Source organism: Streptomyces xingningensis, from assembly GCF_054957865.1.
Genome location: NZ_JBDJPF010000003.1, coordinates 34031 through 51269, shown reverse-complemented (window position 1 = coordinate 51269; position 17239 = coordinate 34031). Strand labels below are relative to the sequence as shown.

General features: G+C 69.4%; 15 protein-coding genes and 2 pseudogenes. 6 read left to right on the top strand and 11 right to left on the bottom strand.

Annotated features, from left to right (window positions below; genetic code table 11):
- Positions 1–7: 7 nt before the first annotated feature.
- On the bottom strand, positions 8–1996 hold the full coding sequence (locus ABCR83_RS02435; protein ID WP_462692807.1) for a heavy metal translocating P-type ATPase: 1989 nt from the start codon (positions 1994–1996) through the stop codon (positions 8–10).
- 101 nt (positions 1997–2097) lie between these two features.
- Between ABCR83_RS02435 and ABCR83_RS02430 the strand changes: the two genes are divergently transcribed.
- A complete protein-coding gene (locus tag ABCR83_RS02430; RefSeq protein ID WP_462692805.1) occupies positions 2098–2478 on the top strand; it encodes an ArsR/SmtB family transcription factor in 381 nt (126 codons plus the stop codon).
- A gap of 42 nt (positions 2479–2520) precedes the next feature.
- On the opposite strand, the gene ABCR83_RS02425 is transcribed toward ABCR83_RS02430, so the two are convergent.
- The gene (locus tag ABCR83_RS02425) at positions 2521–4488 is read right to left on the bottom strand and encodes an ABC transporter ATP-binding protein (RefSeq protein WP_462692803.1); all 1968 of its coding nucleotides are present in this window, start codon (positions 4486–4488) and stop codon (positions 2521–2523) included.
- On the opposite strand from ABCR83_RS02425, the pseudogene ABCR83_RS02420 reads away from it, so the two are divergent.
- A pseudogene (locus ABCR83_RS02420) lies at positions 4405–4863 on the top strand (AMP-binding protein); the annotation flags it as partial. The gene ABCR83_RS02425 and the pseudogene ABCR83_RS02420 overlap by 84 nt on opposite strands.
- Before the next feature lie 147 nt (positions 4864–5010).
- Here ABCR83_RS02420 and ABCR83_RS02415 read toward each other — a convergent pair.
- Complete coding sequence (locus ABCR83_RS02415) at positions 5011–5580, bottom strand: rhodanese-like domain-containing protein (protein WP_462692801.1); 570 nt, start codon at positions 5578–5580, stop codon at positions 5011–5013.
- A 75-nt stretch (positions 5581–5655) separates the two neighbouring features.
- Here ABCR83_RS02415 and ABCR83_RS02410 point away from each other — a divergent pair, with 75 nt between their 5' ends.
- Entirely contained in the window at positions 5656–5937 is a 282-nt protein-coding gene (locus tag ABCR83_RS02410; protein WP_462693071.1) for a metal-sensitive transcriptional regulator, read from the top strand.
- A 25-nt stretch (positions 5938–5962) separates the two neighbouring features.
- Here ABCR83_RS02410 and ABCR83_RS02405 read toward each other — a convergent pair whose 3' ends face one another.
- From ABCR83_RS02405 to ABCR83_RS02375, 7 genes are all read right to left on the bottom strand, one after another.
- A complete protein-coding gene (locus tag ABCR83_RS02405) occupies positions 5963–6718 on the bottom strand; it encodes a sulfite exporter TauE/SafE family protein (RefSeq protein WP_462692799.1) in 756 nt (251 codons plus the stop codon).
- Positions 6715–8106, bottom strand: a complete 1392-nt coding sequence (locus ABCR83_RS02400) for an MBL fold metallo-hydrolase (RefSeq protein ID WP_462692797.1) — start codon at positions 8104–8106, stop codon at positions 6715–6717. The genes ABCR83_RS02405 and ABCR83_RS02400 overlap by 4 nt, the downstream gene beginning before the upstream one ends.
- Before the next feature lie 77 nt (positions 8107–8183).
- Positions 8184–8402 (bottom strand): hypothetical protein, encoded by a 219-nt coding sequence (locus tag ABCR83_RS02395; RefSeq protein WP_462692795.1) that lies wholly within the window; start codon positions 8400–8402, stop codon positions 8184–8186.
- Positions 8403–8474: 72 nt separating this feature from the next.
- A complete protein-coding gene (locus ABCR83_RS02390; protein ID WP_462692793.1) occupies positions 8475–9200 on the bottom strand; it encodes an SDR family NAD(P)-dependent oxidoreductase in 726 nt (241 codons plus the stop codon).
- Between the two features lie 20 nt (positions 9201–9220).
- Complete coding sequence (locus tag ABCR83_RS02385) at positions 9221–10588, bottom strand: AprD4 family radical SAM diol-dehydratase (RefSeq protein WP_462692791.1); 1368 nt, start codon at positions 10586–10588, stop codon at positions 9221–9223.
- A complete protein-coding gene (locus tag ABCR83_RS02380; RefSeq protein WP_462692789.1) occupies positions 10570–11826 on the bottom strand; it encodes a glycosyltransferase 87 family protein in 1257 nt (418 codons plus the stop codon). Before ABCR83_RS02380 ends, ABCR83_RS02385 begins: the two co-directional genes overlap by 19 nt.
- Positions 11827–12123: 297 nt before the next feature.
- Positions 12124–13014: an NAD(P)-dependent oxidoreductase gene (locus tag ABCR83_RS02375; RefSeq protein ID WP_462692787.1), complete on the bottom strand. Its 891-nt coding sequence runs from the start codon at positions 13012–13014 to the stop codon at positions 12124–12126.
- A 401-nt stretch (positions 13015–13415) separates the two neighbouring features.
- Between ABCR83_RS02375 and ABCR83_RS02370 the strand changes: the two genes are divergently transcribed.
- The 3 genes from ABCR83_RS02370 (at position 13416) to ABCR83_RS02360 (ending at position 16966) form a co-directional block, all read left to right on the top strand.
- Positions 13416–15065, top strand: a complete 1650-nt coding sequence (locus ABCR83_RS02370) for a carboxylesterase/lipase family protein (RefSeq protein WP_462692785.1) — start codon at positions 13416–13418, stop codon at positions 15063–15065.
- 237 nt (positions 15066–15302) lie between these two features.
- Positions 15303–15839 (top strand): hypothetical protein, encoded by a 537-nt coding sequence (locus tag ABCR83_RS02365; protein WP_462692783.1) that lies wholly within the window; start codon positions 15303–15305, stop codon positions 15837–15839.
- 380 nt (positions 15840–16219) lie between these two features.
- The gene (locus ABCR83_RS02360) at positions 16220–16966 is read left to right on the top strand and encodes an aminoglycoside phosphotransferase family protein (protein ID WP_462692781.1); all 747 of its coding nucleotides are present in this window, start codon (positions 16220–16222) and stop codon (positions 16964–16966) included.
- Between the two features lie 43 nt (positions 16967–17009).
- On the opposite strand, the pseudogene ABCR83_RS02355 reads toward ABCR83_RS02360, so the two are convergent.
- Positions 17010–17126, bottom strand: a pseudogene (locus ABCR83_RS02355) (recombinase family protein); the annotation flags it as partial.
- Positions 17127–17239 lie beyond the last annotated feature (113 nt).

Genomic DNA, 17239 nt, shown 5'->3' with positions numbered 1-17239 from the left:
CACCTGCTCACCGGGCACCCTCCGCCCCGGCCCGCCTCCACGCCACATCGCGCAGCAGCCGAAGGCCGTTGAGCCCGACGATGACCGTGGAGCCCTCGTGTCCGAGGACGCCCAGCGGCAGCGGCAGGTTACCGACCAGATCCCAGACGACCAGGCCGGAGATGAACACCGAGGCGATCACCAGGTTCTGCACCACCAGACGCCGGGCCGCGCGGGACAGCGCCACCACCCTGGGGACGGTGGCGAGTTCATCGCGGACGATGACCGCGTCCGCGGTCTCCAGCGCGAGGTCGGAACCGGCCCGGCCCATGGCGATTCCGGTGTGGGCGGCGGCCAGTGCGGGGGCGTCGTTGACACCGTCACCAATGACGAGCACCTTGCGCCCGGCCCTCGCCTGCTCCTGGACAGCCGCGACTTTGTCCTGCGGCAGCAGCCCGGCCCGGACATCCGTGATGCCGGCCTCTGCGGCCAGGCGGGCGGCGGCGCGCGGGTTGTCGCCGGTCACCAGCAGCGGGGTGCAGCCGGTCAGCACCTGGAAGGCGGCGACGGCCGCGGCGGCGTCCGGCCGCAGACGGTCGGCAATACCGAGCACGCCGACCGGGACGCCAGCCCGCTCCACCAGCACTGCGGTACGGCCTCCCTGCTCCAACTCCCCGGCAACGGCCCCGGCCTTGGCGCAGTGCGCGCCCTGGGTGGCATGGAGCAGCCGGGCCGGAGCCCCGACGGCGACCGCGTCACCATGGACCATGGCGGTCACCCCGACGCCCGGGGCGGAGGCGAAGCCCTCGACCAGGGGAACGTCCAGGCCGCGGCCGCGGGCGGCGTCCACGATGGCGCGGGCCAGGGGGTGCTCGCTGGGGTGCTCGGCCGCGGCCGCCAGCGCCAGCAGGGCGTCCTCATCGAGGCCGCTTCCCGCGAGCGGGCGGATGTCGGTGACCCGGGGGGTGCCCTCGGTCAGGGTGCCGGTCTTGTCCAGGGCCACCGCATCGACCTGGCCGAGACGCTCCATGACCACGGCGGACTTCACCAGCACGCCATGGCGCCCGGAGTTGGCGATCGCGGACAGCAGCGGCGGCATGGTGGCCAGCACCACCGCACACGGCGAGGCGACGATCATAAAGGTCATCGCCCGCAGCAGTGAAGGCGTCAGCGCGGCACCGAACCCGAGCGGGACGGCGAACACCGCGAGGGTGGCGAAGACGATGCCGATCGAGTACCGCTGCTCCACCTTCTCGATGAACAACTGGGTCGGCGCCTTGGTCTCGGAAGCCTCCTCGACCATGGCCACGATCCGGGCGATCACGGAGTCGGAGGCGTCTCGCTCGACCTTCACCCGCAGTGCGCCGGAGCCGTTCAGGGTGCCGGCGAACACCTCGTCGCCCGCCTCCTTGGCGACCGGCAGTGGCTCGCCGGTGATGGTGGCCTGGTCGACCTCGCTCGCCCCGCCCAGCACCCGGCCGTCCGCGCCGACCCGGTCGCCGGGCCGGATCAGGATGGTGTCGCCAACCGCGAGATCCCCACTGGCGACCGTCTGTTCGCCACCGTCGTCCAGCAGCCGGGTGGCGGTCGTCGGGGCGAGGTCGAGCAGCCCGCGCACCGAGTCCGCGGTCCGCGCGGTGGCCAGCGCTTCCAGGGCGCCGGACGTGGCGAAGATGACGATCAGCAGGGCGCCGTCCATCAGCTGCCCGATCGAGGCCGCACCGAGTGCGGCGACGATCATCAACAGATCCACGTCCAGGGTCTTCTCGCGCAGCGCCCGCAGCCCGGCCCAGGCCGGCTCCCAGCCGCCGGTGACATAGGCGATCGCGTACAGCGGCACCCACGCCCATGCCGGGGCACCGGTCAGCTGCAAGGGCAGCGCAAGGAGGAACGCGGTGGTGGCGGCAGCAGCCCAGCGGGCCTCGGCCAGCGCGAAGACGCGCGTGCGACGCCGCGGAGCGGCCGCATCACGCGGGGCCGCGACCCGGGCCCGGCGCTCGGTGAGGGTTGAAGACATGGCTGTGGTGTTCCTTCTCGCAGACAGCACGAAGCGACGACCCAACCACCATACAGGAACACATGAACAACTCTTCATCTATTCTCTGTAATATAGAGGCCATGGGTCATGGAGCCGTCACCGCAGCCGAGAAAGCCGTGCCACGCACGCAACTGGACGCGGACAGCGCCGCCAAGGTCGCCGCGACCCTGCAGGCCCTGGCCACCCCCTCCCGGCTGCTGATCCTCGCCCGGCTGCGCGAAGGCCCGCTGCCCGCCACCGAACTGGCCAACGCCGTCGGCATGGAGCAGTCCGCCTGCTCCCACCAGCTCCGGCTGCTGCGCAACCTGGGCCTTGTCGTCGGCGAGCGACATGGCCGGTCCATCGTCTACGCGCTGTACGACAACCACGTCGCCGAACTCCTCGACCAGGCCGTCTACCACGTCGAACACCTCCGGCTCGGCCTGAGCGACGCCACCGAGGGCGCCCGGCCCGGCGAGTGACCGGCAGGCGGTGCCGCAGCGGGCCGGAAACGGCCCCCGCGCTCAGCCGTGTCCCGGCTGGGCGGGCACGCCCGGTCGGCTTGCCGGCGAGGTGTATTGCGCGGCCTGGAGTTCGTACAGCTCGCGATAGTGACCGCCGTCGACGGACATGAGTTCCTGGTGTGTGCCCTGCTCGATGAGCCGGCCGTTGTCGAGCACATAGATGATGTCCGCGGTGGCGGTGGCCGCGAGCCGATGCGTGATGAGCAGCACGGTCGTGCCGTCATCGGTCAAGGACCGCAGCGTCTGGAAGGCTTCGATCTCCGCCTTCGGGTCGAGCGCCGCGGTGGGTTCGTCCACGATCAGCAGCGGTGCGCGCCGGTACCGGGCCCGGGCGGTGGCCAGGCGTTGCCATTGGCCTCCGGAGAGCTGGGTGCTGCGTTCAAAACCCTTGACGACGATGCTGTCCCATTGATGCGGGAGGCCGGTGACCATGTCGAGGGCGTCGGCTTCTGCCGCGGCCTGCTCGATACGGGCCTGGTCGAGATCCTGTGCGGGGCGGCCGATATGGACGTTGGCGCGGGCGGTCATCGACCAGCGGGGGAAGTCCTGGGACAGCAGGGCGACTTGGCCGAAGATGCTGTCCCGGTCGGCTTCGCGCACCTCGACGCCGTTGAAGAGGACCTTGCCGGCGTCCGGCACATAGAGCCCGGCGACGAGCTTCGACAAGGTCGTCTTCCCGGACCCGTTTTCGCCCACCAGGGCGACCACCTTCCCGGCCGGGATGGTCAGGGAGACATCCTCGAGGGCCGTTGTGGCGGCGTCGGGATAGCTGAACGACACATTGTCGAAGCGCACTTCGACGCCGCCGTCGGCGACCGGGGCGCCACCGGCGGGGATGGCGTGCCGGTCCGCGACCACATAGGCGTTCTCCAGGTCGGCGAGGTACATCGACTCCTCGTAGAGGCGGTTGAAGGTCATCACCATGCCCGTCAGGCTCTGGCTCGAGGTCCGCATCGCCAGCACGGCGGTACCGGCGGCCGCGAGCGGCATGCCGCCGGAGACCAGCAGCCACCACAACACCCCGTACGCTCCGATCGACGCCATGCCGGAGAAGGCGGCGGCTGCGAGGTCGGTCGTCGCCTCGGCACGGGCCAGGCGAGCCTTCTCCGCCCCCGCGGTGGCGGCCATGTCCTCGTAGGCGTCCACCAGCAGCTGCCCGGCCCCATGTGCCCTGATCTCCGGGGCGACTTCCGGGCGGGCGAGCGAATACGTGATCATGTCGGTGGCGCGCTGGTGGTCGATCCACACCCGGCGGGAGGCATATGCGCGCCGTACCACCGCCACCGATCCGGCGGCCTTGGGGACGGCGACCAGCAGCAGCACCATGACGAGCACGGGGTGCAGCAGCAGGAGCACTCCGGCCGCGGCGGCGAGAGAGATCACCGTGTCGATCACCTGAACCGACATGCCCAGCATGCGGCGGATCGAGTCGGTTCCATACCGGCCCGAGGACAGCGCCCGTTGGATGTCCTTGTCCTCCAGGGCCGCCAACTCGACCCGGACCATGCCCCGGTAGTAACGGGCCGTACAGGCCCGCTCGATTTTGGGCTCCAGCCGGCCCGAGGCCGCCACCGTCACCGCCGACAACACCGCGGACGCGGAGCTGACGGCCCCGGCGGCCACCAGCGCCGGGAGGGCCTGCCGCAGTCGGCCGGTGGTGGGACCGGAGGCGAACAGGGCGATCAGGACCTGGTTGGTGGCCACCAGCACAAAGGCCCGCATCAGCCCGATCCCCAACTCTGCGCCCAGCAGCGCCACCAGCGCCTTGGGATCCTCCCGCCATGCGACCCGGCCGATCATGCGCATCATGGCGGGGAACTGACGGGCCATCGACCACATGGACAGGCGCAGCAACGGATTCTGATACTGGGCCCAGGGCTTGTCGTGCCGCAACGCACCACTGAACAGCAGTCGTTCGCTGTGGGAGACGGGTGGCTGAGTGGGTGGTTTCCTGCGCCGAACGAACATCACACCTCCGAGGGCCAAAGGGCGTGGGCGTCCGGGTGCCGGACCGGGGGCACCCGATGTTCAACTGGTGCGAACGGGAGAAAGACACGTGCCGGGAGCGAGGGGGCGGGAGATGGGGGAGAACGTCTTCCAGGATGCCAGGCGGGGCGTGACCTACCGGAACCGGAGGAGCGAACCGGACGGCCGACGGGGCATCAGGCATGTCCGGGCGTGCGGTATGGCGACCGGGTGGCGCTCCATCTGGGCAACCGGGCGGAATTGGCGGAGAGTTGCCTCGCGGTTCTCCGGGCGGGAGCCATGGGTGTTCCGCCCGGCCCCGGGGCGGCGGACGCGGAGCCGCCGTATTTCCTCGAGGACAGCGGCGCGGTCGCGATCGTCACCGCGGCGGCGCCGCTGCCTCGGGGTGCTCAACTGGCCGTCGGACGCCCGCGGTCAGGGGGCATGGTGGCACGGATGCCATGCCGGACAGGGCGCCCGCGAGCACGGTGGTGTTCGAGGAACCGGCCGGGACGGGTCGGGGGCTCAGCCGGTCAAGGACGCGAGGGTGGTGGCCAGGTCGGTGGGTCGGGGCCGGTTGTGGGGGAGCTTGGCCAGCACGCGGGCCATGCCGCAGGTGTCGGTGAGGGCGGAGAAGACCAGTCCGCCGGCGATGCCGGCGGACAGCCAGCGGGCGGCGGGCCGGCGCTGTCCGGCCAAGAGCCCGGCCAGCACCAGGGATCCTGCGGCCAGACGGACCTGGCGCTCCATGGCCCAGGTGGTGCGGGCACCGGCGGGGCGGTGGATGTCATGGCCGAGCCGGCTCCAGGCGGTGGTGCCGCCGGTGAGGGCGGCGGCGGCGATGCCGTGTTCGGCGAGCGCGGTGCATGCCTGGGCGGAACGGGCACCGGAGGCGCACACCACGAGGAGGCGGCCGCGGGCGGCGGCCTCCTCCAGGGCGGGCAGGGCCGCATCGAGGTGGTCGAGGGGGATGTTGTGGGCGCCGGGAAGGTGGCCGGAGGCGTATTCGCCGGGGGTGCGCACATCGATGACGGTCAGCTCGTGGAGCCGGGTACGGGCCTGGTCCGGGGTAAGGGCAGGGGCGGTGGCGGTCACGGGGATTCCCTTTCTCTGCGGGGGAGTCTCTCCCTGCGGGTAGGATACCCGCAGGGGTATATCGGAGGAGTGCTTGTGGAACTGGCGATGGCAGCCGAGGAACTGAAGACAGTGGTCAACCGGCTGCGCCGGGCGCAGGGCCAGATCGCCGGAGTGATCAAGATGATCGAGGAGGGGCGGGACTGCGAGGAGGTGGTCACCCAACTCGCGGCAGCCTCCCGGGCGCTGGACAAGGCGGGCTTCGCGATCATTGCCACCGGCCTGCAGCACTGCCTGGCCGACTCGGACCTGGCCGCCAGTGGCGACCGTGAGCAGATGCGGGCCCGTCTGGAGAAGCTGTTCCTGTCCCTGGCCTGAGCCGGTGGCCGCCGGGGCGATGGGGTCATGTCATGGCGTCGATGAGCATAAACGTGGCCACCAGCAGCAGCACCGCCGCGAAGATGCGCTGCAACAGGGGGCCGGAGGCCCTGGCGGCCAGGCGTTTGCCGTCCCAGGCGCCCAGGATCGCAGTCGCCGTGAACGGTGCGATCACCGCCCAGTCGAGGCCCGACGTGGTGGCACCGCGGGTGGCCAGAGCGGTCAGCGAGTTGGCCGCTATGACCAGCAGGCTGGTGCCGATGGCGGCCTCCATCTCAAAGCCCAGGACGGCGACCAGGGTGGGCACGGCGAGGAACCCGCCGCCCACGCCCAGCAGTCCGGTCAGCGCGCCCAGCCCCGCACCGGCCCCGGCGGCCTTGCCCGGCCGTATCGACCTCGCGCCCCGATCGGCTGCCGGAGGCCGGGCGGAGCGCAGCATTCCGGCGGCCGCGAGGGCGGCGACACCGGCGAAGGCGGCGGTCAGTACCGGCTGGGGCAGCCGGGAGGATGCGGCCGCGGCCGCTGCCGCGGGCAGGATGCCGGCGGCAGCGAACAGCGCACCGTCCTTCCACCGCACATGACCGGTGCGGGCATGGCCGTACAGAGCCGTGAGCGAGGTGGCGGCGACGATCAGCAGGCTCGCGGTGGTGGCGGCGGCCGGGGTGAAGCCGAGCAGGTAGATCAGAGCGGGCACCGCCAAGACGCTGCCACCCCCGCCCAGCGCGCCCAGGGCCAGACCGACCACGGCTCCCGCTGCCAGGGCCGCTATCAGGGTGCTCACGCTATGGCGCTGTCGTTTTCGTTGCGGGGCCGGACGAGGACCAGCCCGGCCTCGGTGGCCGCGTCGAAGCCGTCGTCGACGGCGACCACGGTGCGGCCGGCGGCGTCCAGCAGCGAGGCCGCGATCGCGGCGCGCATCCCGCCCGCACAGTGCACCCACACCTCACCGGCGGGCACCTCGCCGATACGGCCGTGCAGTTCGTGGACGGGGATGTGCACCGAGCCGTCGAGGTATCCGCCCGAGCGCTCGGAGTCGCGGCGCACGTCCAGTACCACCACGCCCTCGCCGCGGGTACGGGCGGCGGCCAGGTCGGCGAAGGCCGCCCGCGGGAAGGACCGCAGCTCCTCGCCCGCGCGGACCCAGCCGTTCGGGTCACCGGTGGCGGCGGCAGCCGGGCGGTCGATGCCCACCCGGACCAACTCCCGCTGCGCGTCTGCGACTTGCTCGGGCGTGTCGGCCAGCAGTGTGACGGGCCTGCCCCATGGGATCAGCCAGGCCAGGTAGGTGGCCGGTTTCCCCTCGCCCTCGAAGTTGTAGGACCCGGCCACGTGCCCCCGGGCGAAGGCAACGCGGTTGCGCAGGTCCACCACCCATTCCCCGGCCGCCAGCCGCTGGGCGATCTGCCCGGCGTCGGCCTGACGCGGCGGGGTCAGGTCCACCGGAGCGGGACCGGCGGCGTTGGCCGGGCCCATGTGCGCGTAGTAGGCCGGTACGTCCTCGAGACCGGCGAGCAGCGCGGCGACAAAGGTGTCCACGTCCCGGGTCAGCGCCTCGTTGTTCTTCCGCTCCCGCCCGATGGTGGTGGAGTCCCCCTGGGCCTGGGACGAGGAGCAGAAGCTGCCGAAGCCGTGGGTGGGAAGCACCGGCACCTCGTCGTCGAGCTCATCGGCCAGCCGGTGGGCGGAGGCGTGCTGGGCGCGGGCCAACTGCTCGGTCAGCCGCGGCTCGACCAGATCCGGCCGCCCGACCGTGCCGATCAGCAGTGACCCGCCGGTGAACACCACCACCCCGTGGCCGTCCTGCTCCAGGACATAGGAGGTGTGGTGCGGGGTGTGGCCCGGGGTGGCCAGCGCCCGCAGGGCCAGGCCCTCATCGACCGCGACGGTGTCACCGTCGGCGACCGGGGTGCGGGCGAACGACACCGAAGCGTCGGCCGGCACCAGGTAGCGGGCGCCGCTGACCCGGGCCAGCTCCAGCCCGCCGCTCACGTAATCGTTGTGCAGGTGGGTCTCCGCCACATACGCGATCCGCACTCCGCGCCGGGCCGCGGCGGCAATCACCTGGTCGATGTCACGCGGCGGATCCACCACCACCGCGGCGCCCGGCCCGCCGGCCAGGTAGCTGCGGTTGCCCAGGCCCTCGAATTCCAGAGTGTCGACGAAGAACACGACTGCGGCTCCTTCCAGGACGATGTACCCCCGGGGGTATCTGCTGCGCACTCTATCAGTCATACCCAGGGGGGTATTCATTGAAGCTGGAACGACCCTTGGTCCGGGGCGGCCGTGTGACAGCCCTGCGCGACGCTGCCCTCCTCGCCGGGAACCTCGCCAAAGCCGGCCACCGGGCAATGTCCTTGACCGATGCCGTCCGCGACTACGAAACCAAGATGATCGCCTATGGTTTCAATGCGGTCGCCAAGCCCCGGCAGTACATGAGCGGCGATGCGGCCATACACAAGGGCCATGGCCGAGGCCGCCTTCCGCGGCGCGGGCGGCGATGAGGAGACGCCAACGGCTCGCTGATCCCCTGCAGTTCGTCAGCCACGGTCCATGGCCGCTTGCCCGGCAGGCCGGACCGCGCGAAGAATTTCACCACTTCGACGGCTGCCCGCCAATTCGACGGCGGCGGCCACGGCTTCCGCCGCATCCGCCACATCGTCCGGCGCATCCGGGCCACCCATATCGGTGGGAATCCATCCTGGATCCACCCCGTTGACCACGATCCTGTCGGATCGCAGTGCGACAGCCAGGTTCGTGGTCATGGCGTTCAACGCGACCTTGGACATCCGGTAGCAGGTGAACGTGCCGTCGTAGTGGTGCGGCTCGGCGTCCTGACTGGTCACGTTCACCACGGCCGCGCCGCCGGTGGCTCGTAACAGAGGGAGAAACTCCTGGGTCACCAGCAGCGGACCCCAAGCGTTGGTCAACAGCAGATTGCGGAGCACCGCGGCCGCTGCCCCCGGCAGGTGCTCCTCGGACTGCTCGAATACCCCGGCATTATTGACCAGGGCGTGCAACCGCTCTGTCGCGCCCCGCACCACATTCACGGCGTCGGCCACGCTATGAGGATCTGTCACATCCATACGCACCGCGATGCCGGTCCCGCCGTTTGACCGCAGTTCCTCCAGTGCTGATTCGGCGGCACCCAATTTTCGGCACGCCAGGATGACCGACCAACCCCGGCCGGCCAGCAGCCGCGCACTGTGCAGGCCAAGGCCCCGGTTCGCACCGGTGATCAGTACGTGCCGCCGGTTTCCGCCCATCTGCATCCTCCGCGGGATCTCTAGTCGCGCTGGTCGGACCAGGCGTGCACCCTTGTCCGAAAGTCGGCGCGGTCCTGTGGTGTCGCCGTGGGCTTGCACACGGCGTGCAAGTCGTTCACCAACGTGGTGGCCTGCGCCAAGTCCTCCATGCTCAGCCGATCGGTGTGCATGACCGCGTGGTGACTGGTGAACGCGCTTTGCGCGCCGTCGATCCATCCGTTGCCGATCGCGATCCGGTGCAGCTCGGTGCCTGGATAAGGCGTGATGATGCTGAGGTTGAACTCGGTGTCGGAGAGGCCGAGTTCGAGAATGAAATCGAATGTGCGCCGAATGGATCTCCTTGTTTCGGCGGGCAGTCCGACAAGAAACAGGAAGACCAGTTTCAGGTCCGCCTCGCGGGCCAACGCATGGAACCTGCGGACCGTGTCCAGGTCAAGGCGCTTACGTACGGCCGTTGCCTGCATCTCCGGGTCGCCGCTCTCCACTCCCACCTCGACACCGACACAACCGGCGGCGACGAGCGCCGAAACAACCTCCTCGTCGAGGCGGTCGATACGCGTCTCGCACCACCATGGAAGACCTGTCTCAGCGGCCTCGATGGCCCTGCACATCTCGAGGGTGCGGTCTCGGTGGAAGGAGAAGACGGGATCGCGGAAAACGGCGGCGGTGATGCCCAGTTCAGCACACTGCTTGAACTCTGCAATGATTCGCTCGACAGGGTAGGTGCGGATCCTGCGGCCCTCACTGAGGGGATACGGACAGTAGAAGCGGCATGGATAGGGACACCCAAAGCTGCCGTTGATGCTGGTGATCCCTGTGCGTGCGATCGGAGGGAACATATAGGGCGTGTGGTCGACCAGGTCTCTGGCGGGCAGCGGCTCCATCGCCAGGTCGCCGAACCGGGGCTGGTGGTGCCTCGGATCCAGTACCGTGTTCGGGGTGACAAATCCCGGGACAGTATCGTCGCCGTTCAGTGCGGCCCGCGCGAAGGTAATCGACTCCGGAAGCAGAATCCCTTCGCAGCCACCCTTCTCAAACAAGAGCCGCCACTGAGCAGGAGTGCGGATGCTGGTGTAGGCGTAGCAGCGGGCGCCTTCGATCCGGAAAGAAGCGATGCGTTCGGCATCTTCGATCAGACTGGGCAGGGACACCTGACAGATGACGATGACGCCCGGTGTCGCGGCGACCCTGCTGGTGACCTCCTCGTCCGAGACGGTGATCTCCTCGGCGGCCGCACGTAAGACGCCGGCCAGCCGCATCAGATCCAACGGCGGTAAAAGGAAATCCTCGTCCTGGCATACGGTTCCCAATCCGCCCGCGTAGGTTCTTTGCAGATCCCGCCCGAAGGACGTCTTCGGGCTGACCAGCATTACTTTGCCGAGTTCCATTCGTCGCACCTCGCGAGTGACTGCTCTGTCTGGAGGGGGGTCGGTACTTTCGTATTCTGTCCGGCTCTCGGCACCAACAGCGGCAGAACCGCTATCGTCGCGATGACGACGGCGAGCCAGGAGTTGATGTACAGCAGGTCCCACACATTGTCCTGCCTTGGCACCTGCTCCCACGCCATCGGCCGCAGCATCAGCAGCAGCACCGCCGCACCGGCCCAGCGGGGCAGACCACGGTAGTTCAGGACCAGCCAGGCCCCGGCCAGCACGGGCCAGTACATGTGATGCACCCAGGTGACGGGTTCCAGCAGCAGCCAGGCGCAGCCGGTGATGATCACCGCGAGGACCGGGTCGCGCGTTTGGAGACGGCGGGTCCATAACCCCCACACGGCGAGTGCCGCCACGGCCGACGCCCCGAAAACGACGGCAGTTGTCGGCCCGTCGAGCTTGAACCTCAGAATGAAGGAGTACAGCGATTGGTTGGCGACGTCAGCGATATCCCAGACCCGCTTGCGCACCTGGAAGGTCTCGGAAAACCAGTAGCGCCGGGAGTCGGAGGGAAACACGGCCCATGCCAGCAGAGTCGACCCGGCGAATGTGGCCGAGGCCGTTGCCGCTTCCCGGTACCGCCGGCCGAGCAGAAAGTAGGGGATGAACATCAGGGGCGCGAGTTTGATGGCTCCCAACAGTCCGACAAGCGCGCCGCCGAACCGCCGTGACGGGTGCCCCAGCGCATCGACGAGAGCCAGGACGGTCAGCAGTGCGCCCAGTTGGCCCCAGAGCAGGGTGGACAGGTTGGCCGAGCTGACCAGGACCAGTGCCAGTACCACCGCGAACAAGGGAAAGTGGCGGCGTTGCCGACGCCCCTGTGCGCTGCGGTGCAGCACGACCACCATCAGCGTGGCCGACACCAGGGTGAGTGCCGTCCACACGACCGCACTGGCCTGTTTGCCGATCCAGTACAGCGGCCACAGAACCAGTGCGGCGAACGGCGGGTAATTGAAAACGTCACCCACGTCGGTGGCGTAGTCATAGAGCGAGTGTCCCGCGGCACGCTCGGCGATGGCCGCGCGATAGATGTCCAGGTCGTACTGCAGCGGATCATCGGTGCCGATTCCCTGGACGAATGCCCAGCCCAGCGCGTAACCGTAGGCGATGACCAGTACTACGCCCGATGCGATGGGCAACAGCCAGGTCCGCAGTGCCCCATGGAGGTTGATGGCGGATCGTGGGGGTAACACCCGTCCTCCCTGTGCTTGTCACGGTGGAGTGGTGAAACGGCCGGTTGCTGAGGGCGTTTGAACGCCGGGGCCGAGGCGAACTCATGGGTGCGCACCCCTCCGCAAGTCCGTCCATGAGCCGGTGTTCTCACCCATCCCGGCAATCGACTGGCGACCGGACGGAGCCTTGCATAAACTCCCCAACCTGGCGAGGGTGCCCTCCGCCACCCCGGGAGTCGTCAACTCCCTTGTCTGTACGCACTGGTGCGGAATCGCAGCATGCTGCAGTAGTATGACGTGCCGTCAACTAAGAAGGCGTTACGCACCCCGGCCGTCCTGCCGCATGAACTCGACCAGGCGCGCATAGCTGTCGTTGCCGTAGCCGGCCGTGCTCGCCTGCTCGACCAGTGCCTTGAACAGCTCCGGCAAACCGGCGTCGACGCCGCGGAGTTGGCTGGCGTGCACAAGGATGTCCATCGTCGTGCGGTGGAGATCCAGGGGGAAGTCACCACTGGGGTAATGACCGGACTCGATCTGCGGCGCGTATGTGCTCATGAAGAACCGCACGGTGTCCATCCACCGGTTGGCCACCTCCGTGTACCGCGTCGCCGTCACCTTGCCGCCGGGGCCATCGGCACCGATGAGGGCCACACTGTGCAGCCAGCCGGTCAGCGTCGCCCACATCTGGCCCAGCAGCGCAGTGTCGTACACGGAGGACAGGGCCGCGTCGGCGCCCACGTACACGGGATCACCCAAGGCGGCGAGCGTCTCGCGATGGCTCTCGAAAGCCGCCGACGAGCCGCTGTAGAGCTGCAGGAAGCTCCGGTTGCCGATGCCGGACGGGGGCGTCAGGATCACGCCGTCGAGGTAGGCCGTGCCGCCGCGTTCGGCCCAGGCGGCTGTCCGTGTCGCGCACACCGGCGACCCCGAGGTGAGGTTGACCAGCGTCCGGCCCTCGAGCGCGTCCCCCACGGACCGAAGTACCTCGTGAACAGCCTCGTACGTCGAGAGGCTGACCAGAGTCAGCGGGCTGGCGGCCACGGCCTCGGCGGCCGATGCCGCCTCCACGGCGCCCGCCCTGGCAAGGGCGTCCCCCTTGCCGGGCGTACGGTTCCAGACGGTCGTCCGGTGACCCGCGGCCACCAGCGCACCGGCCAATGCCGCGCCGACCGCTCCGAGACCGACGATCGTCACGTTGGCACACACCATGCCCCCCGGAGGTTGATGGAAAGCGGCCGCCTGCCGGCTGGCCGCACACCCTTGCGGCTCTTCCCCCAAGAGAACTTCCCCCTCATTCCGGAGGCAAGTGCGCCGCGTCGGCGCTCTTCCCCGACGGAGATGCCCGAAGGTTTCCCAAAGGGCGACGCCGGCACCTCGGATGTTGTTCTTGCTTATTCCAGGGGCGACGGTGGCAACGGCCTGCCCGGTGCAGCCTGTCTCCGGCGGTACGGCATATCACCGGAGTGCGCCGTCGTGCCACTTTGCACCACTGAACCGATCCCGGGGGCAGGGGAATCCGCTCACTCGGACGGGTGATGGCCCGCCGAGGAGGCGTTCCCCGCGCCGGGCTGGGTAGTCCGTGGATCCGGCGTGGGTGAAGGAGGCCAACTATGCTCTCTCGGCCTGGACATGGGCGGCCCCGGCTGGGCTGGTCGCAACGGGGCCGCCGCCGTGCGGCGTTTGTGGCGGTCTCGGCTCTCCTGCTCGGCGGGGCGGCGGGCGTGCCCGGGGCGGCGGGCGCCGAAGGCGGCGCCCGCGAAGCCGCGGGCTGCCGGGCGGTGACCTCGCTGGGAGCGGTGCAGGGTGCCGCGCAAGGCGATACGTGCGCCTACCTCGGGGTTCCGTACGCCGCTCCGCCCACCGGCGAACGCCGCTTCCGGCCGCCCGCACCACCCGCTTCCTGGGAAGGTACGCTGCGGGCCGACACGGCGAAGCCGCCGTGCCCGCAAGACCTCTCCGACGGCGACGGCAGCGGCGTCGAGGACTGCCTGCATGTGAATGTGTGGTCTGCGCGGTCGCTCGTGCCGCACAAGCCCGTCATGGTCTTCCTGCACGGAGGGGAGGACGTCTACGGCTCGGCGAGCGCCCCGCTCAACAACGGCTCCGCCCTGGCCGCCCGAGGCGATGCGGTGGTGGTCTCGGTGGACTACCGGCTCGGCATCCTGGGCTGGACGGAACTCGGCAGGCTCGACCGTTCGTACACGGGATCGGGCAACAACGGCCTGCGCGACGAGGTCGCCGCCCTCACCTGGGTGCGCGAGCACATCGGCGGCTTCGGCGGGGACCCCCGCAACATCACGGTCTTCGGGCAGTCGGCGGGAGCGGTCGCGATCGACGCGCTGCTGGCTGGCAACCGCCCGGAACGGCTCTTCCGCCACGCCATCGCGGAGAGCGGGCCCGCGCTCGCCGTGCACAGCGCCGACCTGACGCGGTCGAACGCCGCCCGCGTGTTCGACCTCGGGGGTATCCACGGCATCCGCGACCTGAACGCGCTCTCCACCCGGCAGATCCTCGAACTCCAGAAGAGGGTGCGCACGGGCCTGCCGGGGCTCTCCGGCACCGTGTTCTTCTCGCCCTACGTCGACGGCTCGCTGGTTCCCGGCCCGGTGATCGGCCGCATCGCCTCCGGAAGCGCGCGGAATGTCGACGTCATGACCGGCTCCAACACCAACGAGACCGATTTCTGGGCCATGTTCACCCCGGCCCTCCTCGAACTCCCGCTCAGCGCCTATCCGTCCTTCCCGCCCGCACTGGCGGGCCGCAAGCAGCACATGTACGACGTCTACGCCGGGGACCGCCCCGGGCTGAGCGAGGGGCGCGTGGTGAACGCGATGCTCACCGACCAGATCGAACGTGTCCCCGCCACCCGGCTCGCCCAGGAGCAGGCCCGCTGGCGACCCTCGTACGTCTACCAGTTCGACTGGCATGTCCCGTACGACAAGAGCGAGCCCGCCGCCCGGAACCTCGGTGCCATGCACCAGCTGGAGGTGCCGTTCGTCTTCGGCAACCTCGACCTCGGGTGGGTGCCGCGCGGCGCGGAGACCGTACGCGCCGACCGGCCCGCTCTCACCGGGCTCTCGCACCGGATGATGGATGCCTGGACGACCTTCGCCCGCACCGGAACTCCGGGGTGGCGCCCCTACCGGGCTCCGGACCGGGCCACCCTGCTGTGGGACGTACGCCCCCACCTGGAGCGCGCACCACGGGACAATGAGCGCGCCTTGTGGGACGACTATGTCTTCGGCACCGGAGGCTCCTGAAGGGGATCGCCGAGGTAAGCCCGGCCTTTTGACCGCTGCCATGGCCGTTCCCGCCATGGCCTGGTCGGTGGCGAGTCCGGCGTCTGCCGGCAACACCGTCCGGTGGAAGCGTTTCGCAACCGGACAGTGCCTTTCCTGTGAGGGCCGGTGGGTCATGATCGAATACGCCGCGGCCAGCAGGCTGCATACTGGGCGGGAGAACAGAGAACAACGCACGTGTGACAGGAGTCTGAGCAGGTGTTCGTTGCCACTGCCGATGTCGTTGCGATCGGGGACACCGGGGGCGAGCCCTACGCGCTGCGCAGTCTCCTCACCGAGTACGGTGCTGACGTCCGGCTGCTGCCTGTCGGATCTCCCAGCCATCTTGCCGACGTGCTGAACGGCACCCTGAGCCGAGCCGATCATCTCGTTCTGAGCTGCCATGGCGACGAGCGAGGTGTCCTGCTCGACACGCTTGCCCCCGAGATCGCGCAACACCAGCCTTTCAACGAGGTACTCACTCCTCGGATCGCAGCCGAGCTGGGGCGTCTGGCCAAGCCGGTGGTGCTCTCTACCGGCTGCATGACCGGAAGTGATGCCATGGCCCGCGGCTTCCTCGAAGGAGGATGCTCCGCATACATTGCGCCTCGGGGGTACCCGGACGGCACGGCAGCCTTTGCCTTCGCCGCCGCCTTCTACTATCAGACGCTGGCCCTTCGTACGCCTCCACCCGACGCAGTTGCTACCGCCAGGAAACTGGGCGGGGACACGAGTCTGTTTCACCTGTGGCACTGACACACCCGCAGAACGCTCATCTCCTCGGGACCGAGGTCATGGGCGGAAGCGGATACGCACGCGCCGGTACATCCGATGTATGGCGAGCTCGGCGGCGCGTGCGCATCTGGGAATTGGTGATTTGGTGAGGGAAACAACTCTGCTTCGCTTCGCTGTTGCTGCTGTGGCAACTCTGCGGGCTGGACTGGGGGAACGAGGTGCCGCCTGGTTGGCATTGACACTTTGAGTTGGTTGAGGACTCCTGACAAAAGTGGTGGGCTTGACCTGGTCAGCGGTCGGTGTCGGGCACGAGGCTGCCGGGTGGCGGGACGAGGTCAGCCGCGCAGTCGCACGCGATAAATCCGGCGACATCGACGATCATTCCCGGGACACTGGCCGCCATGGATGAAGTCAAAGTCGTCGTCGCCCATTCCGAGCGCGCGACCCTGCGCGTCGGCGATGTGTTCCTGAAGGTGGATACCGATCAGGCGCGCATCGACGCCGAGGTCGAGGCGATGGCCCTGGCGCCGGTCCCGACCCCGGAGGTCCTGTGGCGCAAGCCGCCCGTGCTCGCGATCGCCGCGATCCCGGGGACGGCGCTCGGCCGCCTCGGCGAGCCGTCCGCTGCGTCGCCGGCGGCGTGGGCCATGGCGGGTGCCGCCATCCGGAAGTTGCACGACGCACCGTTGCCACCACGGCCCGGTCGGGGCGGCCGGGGCCTCGACGAGCTGGCGGCGGATCTCGACGGCGAGTGCGAGTGGCTCGTGACGAACGGCGTCCTTCCTCCCGACCTGGTCACCCGCAACCGCCAGGTCGCCGAGGCGGCGTTCCGGCCGTGGACTCCGGCGTTCACGCACGGCGACCTGCAGATCGCTCACGTGTTCGTCGACGGCGACGAGATCACCGGCATCATCGACTGGTCCGAGGCGGGCCAGGGTGATGCCCTGTTCGACCTCGCCGCCTTGACGCTCGGACACGAGGAGCACCTCGGCGACGTCGTCGCCGGTTATGGCACCGACGTCGACCTCGACGTGATCCGCGCGTGGTGGTCGTTGCGAAGCCTGCTGGGGGTTCGCTGGCTGGTCGAACGCGGCTTCGACCCGTTCGCGCCGGGCTGTGAGGTCGACGTGCTGAGATCCCGGCTGTGAGGCTGCGCGGGCCCGACTGCAGCAAGGTGCGGCCAATACCGCGCTCGCGCAGCTCGGCGACCATGTTGATGAGGTCCTGAAGGCTGCGGCCGTAGCGGTCGGGCGAGGGGACCACGAGCGTGTCGCCCGCGTCGTCTGCCGGCACCTGAGTGATCGTCATGGCTCGGGAAAAGAAGGTTACTTGACGGCTCAAGGACTTGGGCGGCGCGGCTGAGCCTCCACGAGGGGCGGAGCGAAGGCCTCACGTGCTGGACAGCCGATTCCGGAAGCCCG

What these genes read in the sequence shown, in the direction of transcription:
- ABCR83_RS02435 (WP_462692807.1), bottom strand. Translation starts at nt 1,996, where the DNA reads ATGTCTTCAACCCTCACCGAGCGCCGGGCCCGGGTCGCGGCCCCGCGT.
- ABCR83_RS02430 (WP_462692805.1), top strand. Translation starts at nt 2,098, where the DNA reads ATGGGTCATGGAGCCGTCACCGCAGCCGAGAAAGCCGTGCCACGCACG.
- ABCR83_RS02425 (WP_462692803.1), bottom strand. Translation starts at nt 4,488, where the DNA reads ATGTTCGTTCGGCGCAGGAAACCACCCACTCAGCCACCCGTCTCCCAC.
- ABCR83_RS02395 (WP_462692795.1), bottom strand. Translation starts at nt 8,402, where the DNA reads ATGGCCCTTGTGTATGGCCGCATCGCCGCTCATGTACTGCCGGGGCTT.
- ABCR83_RS02390 (WP_462692793.1), bottom strand. Translation starts at nt 9,200, where the DNA reads ATGGGCGGAAACCGGCGGCACGTACTGATCACCGGTGCGAACCGGGGC.
- ABCR83_RS02385 (WP_462692791.1), bottom strand. Translation starts at nt 10,588, where the DNA reads ATGGAACTCGGCAAAGTAATGCTGGTCAGCCCGAAGACGTCCTTCGGG.
- ABCR83_RS02375 (WP_462692787.1), bottom strand. Translation starts at nt 13,014, where the DNA reads ATGGTGTGTGCCAACGTGACGATCGTCGGTCTCGGAGCGGTCGGCGCG.
- ABCR83_RS02370 (WP_462692785.1), top strand. Translation starts at nt 13,416, where the DNA reads ATGCTCTCTCGGCCTGGACATGGGCGGCCCCGGCTGGGCTGGTCGCAA.
- ABCR83_RS02360 (WP_462692781.1), top strand. Translation starts at nt 16,220, where the DNA reads ATGGATGAAGTCAAAGTCGTCGTCGCCCATTCCGAGCGCGCGACCCTG.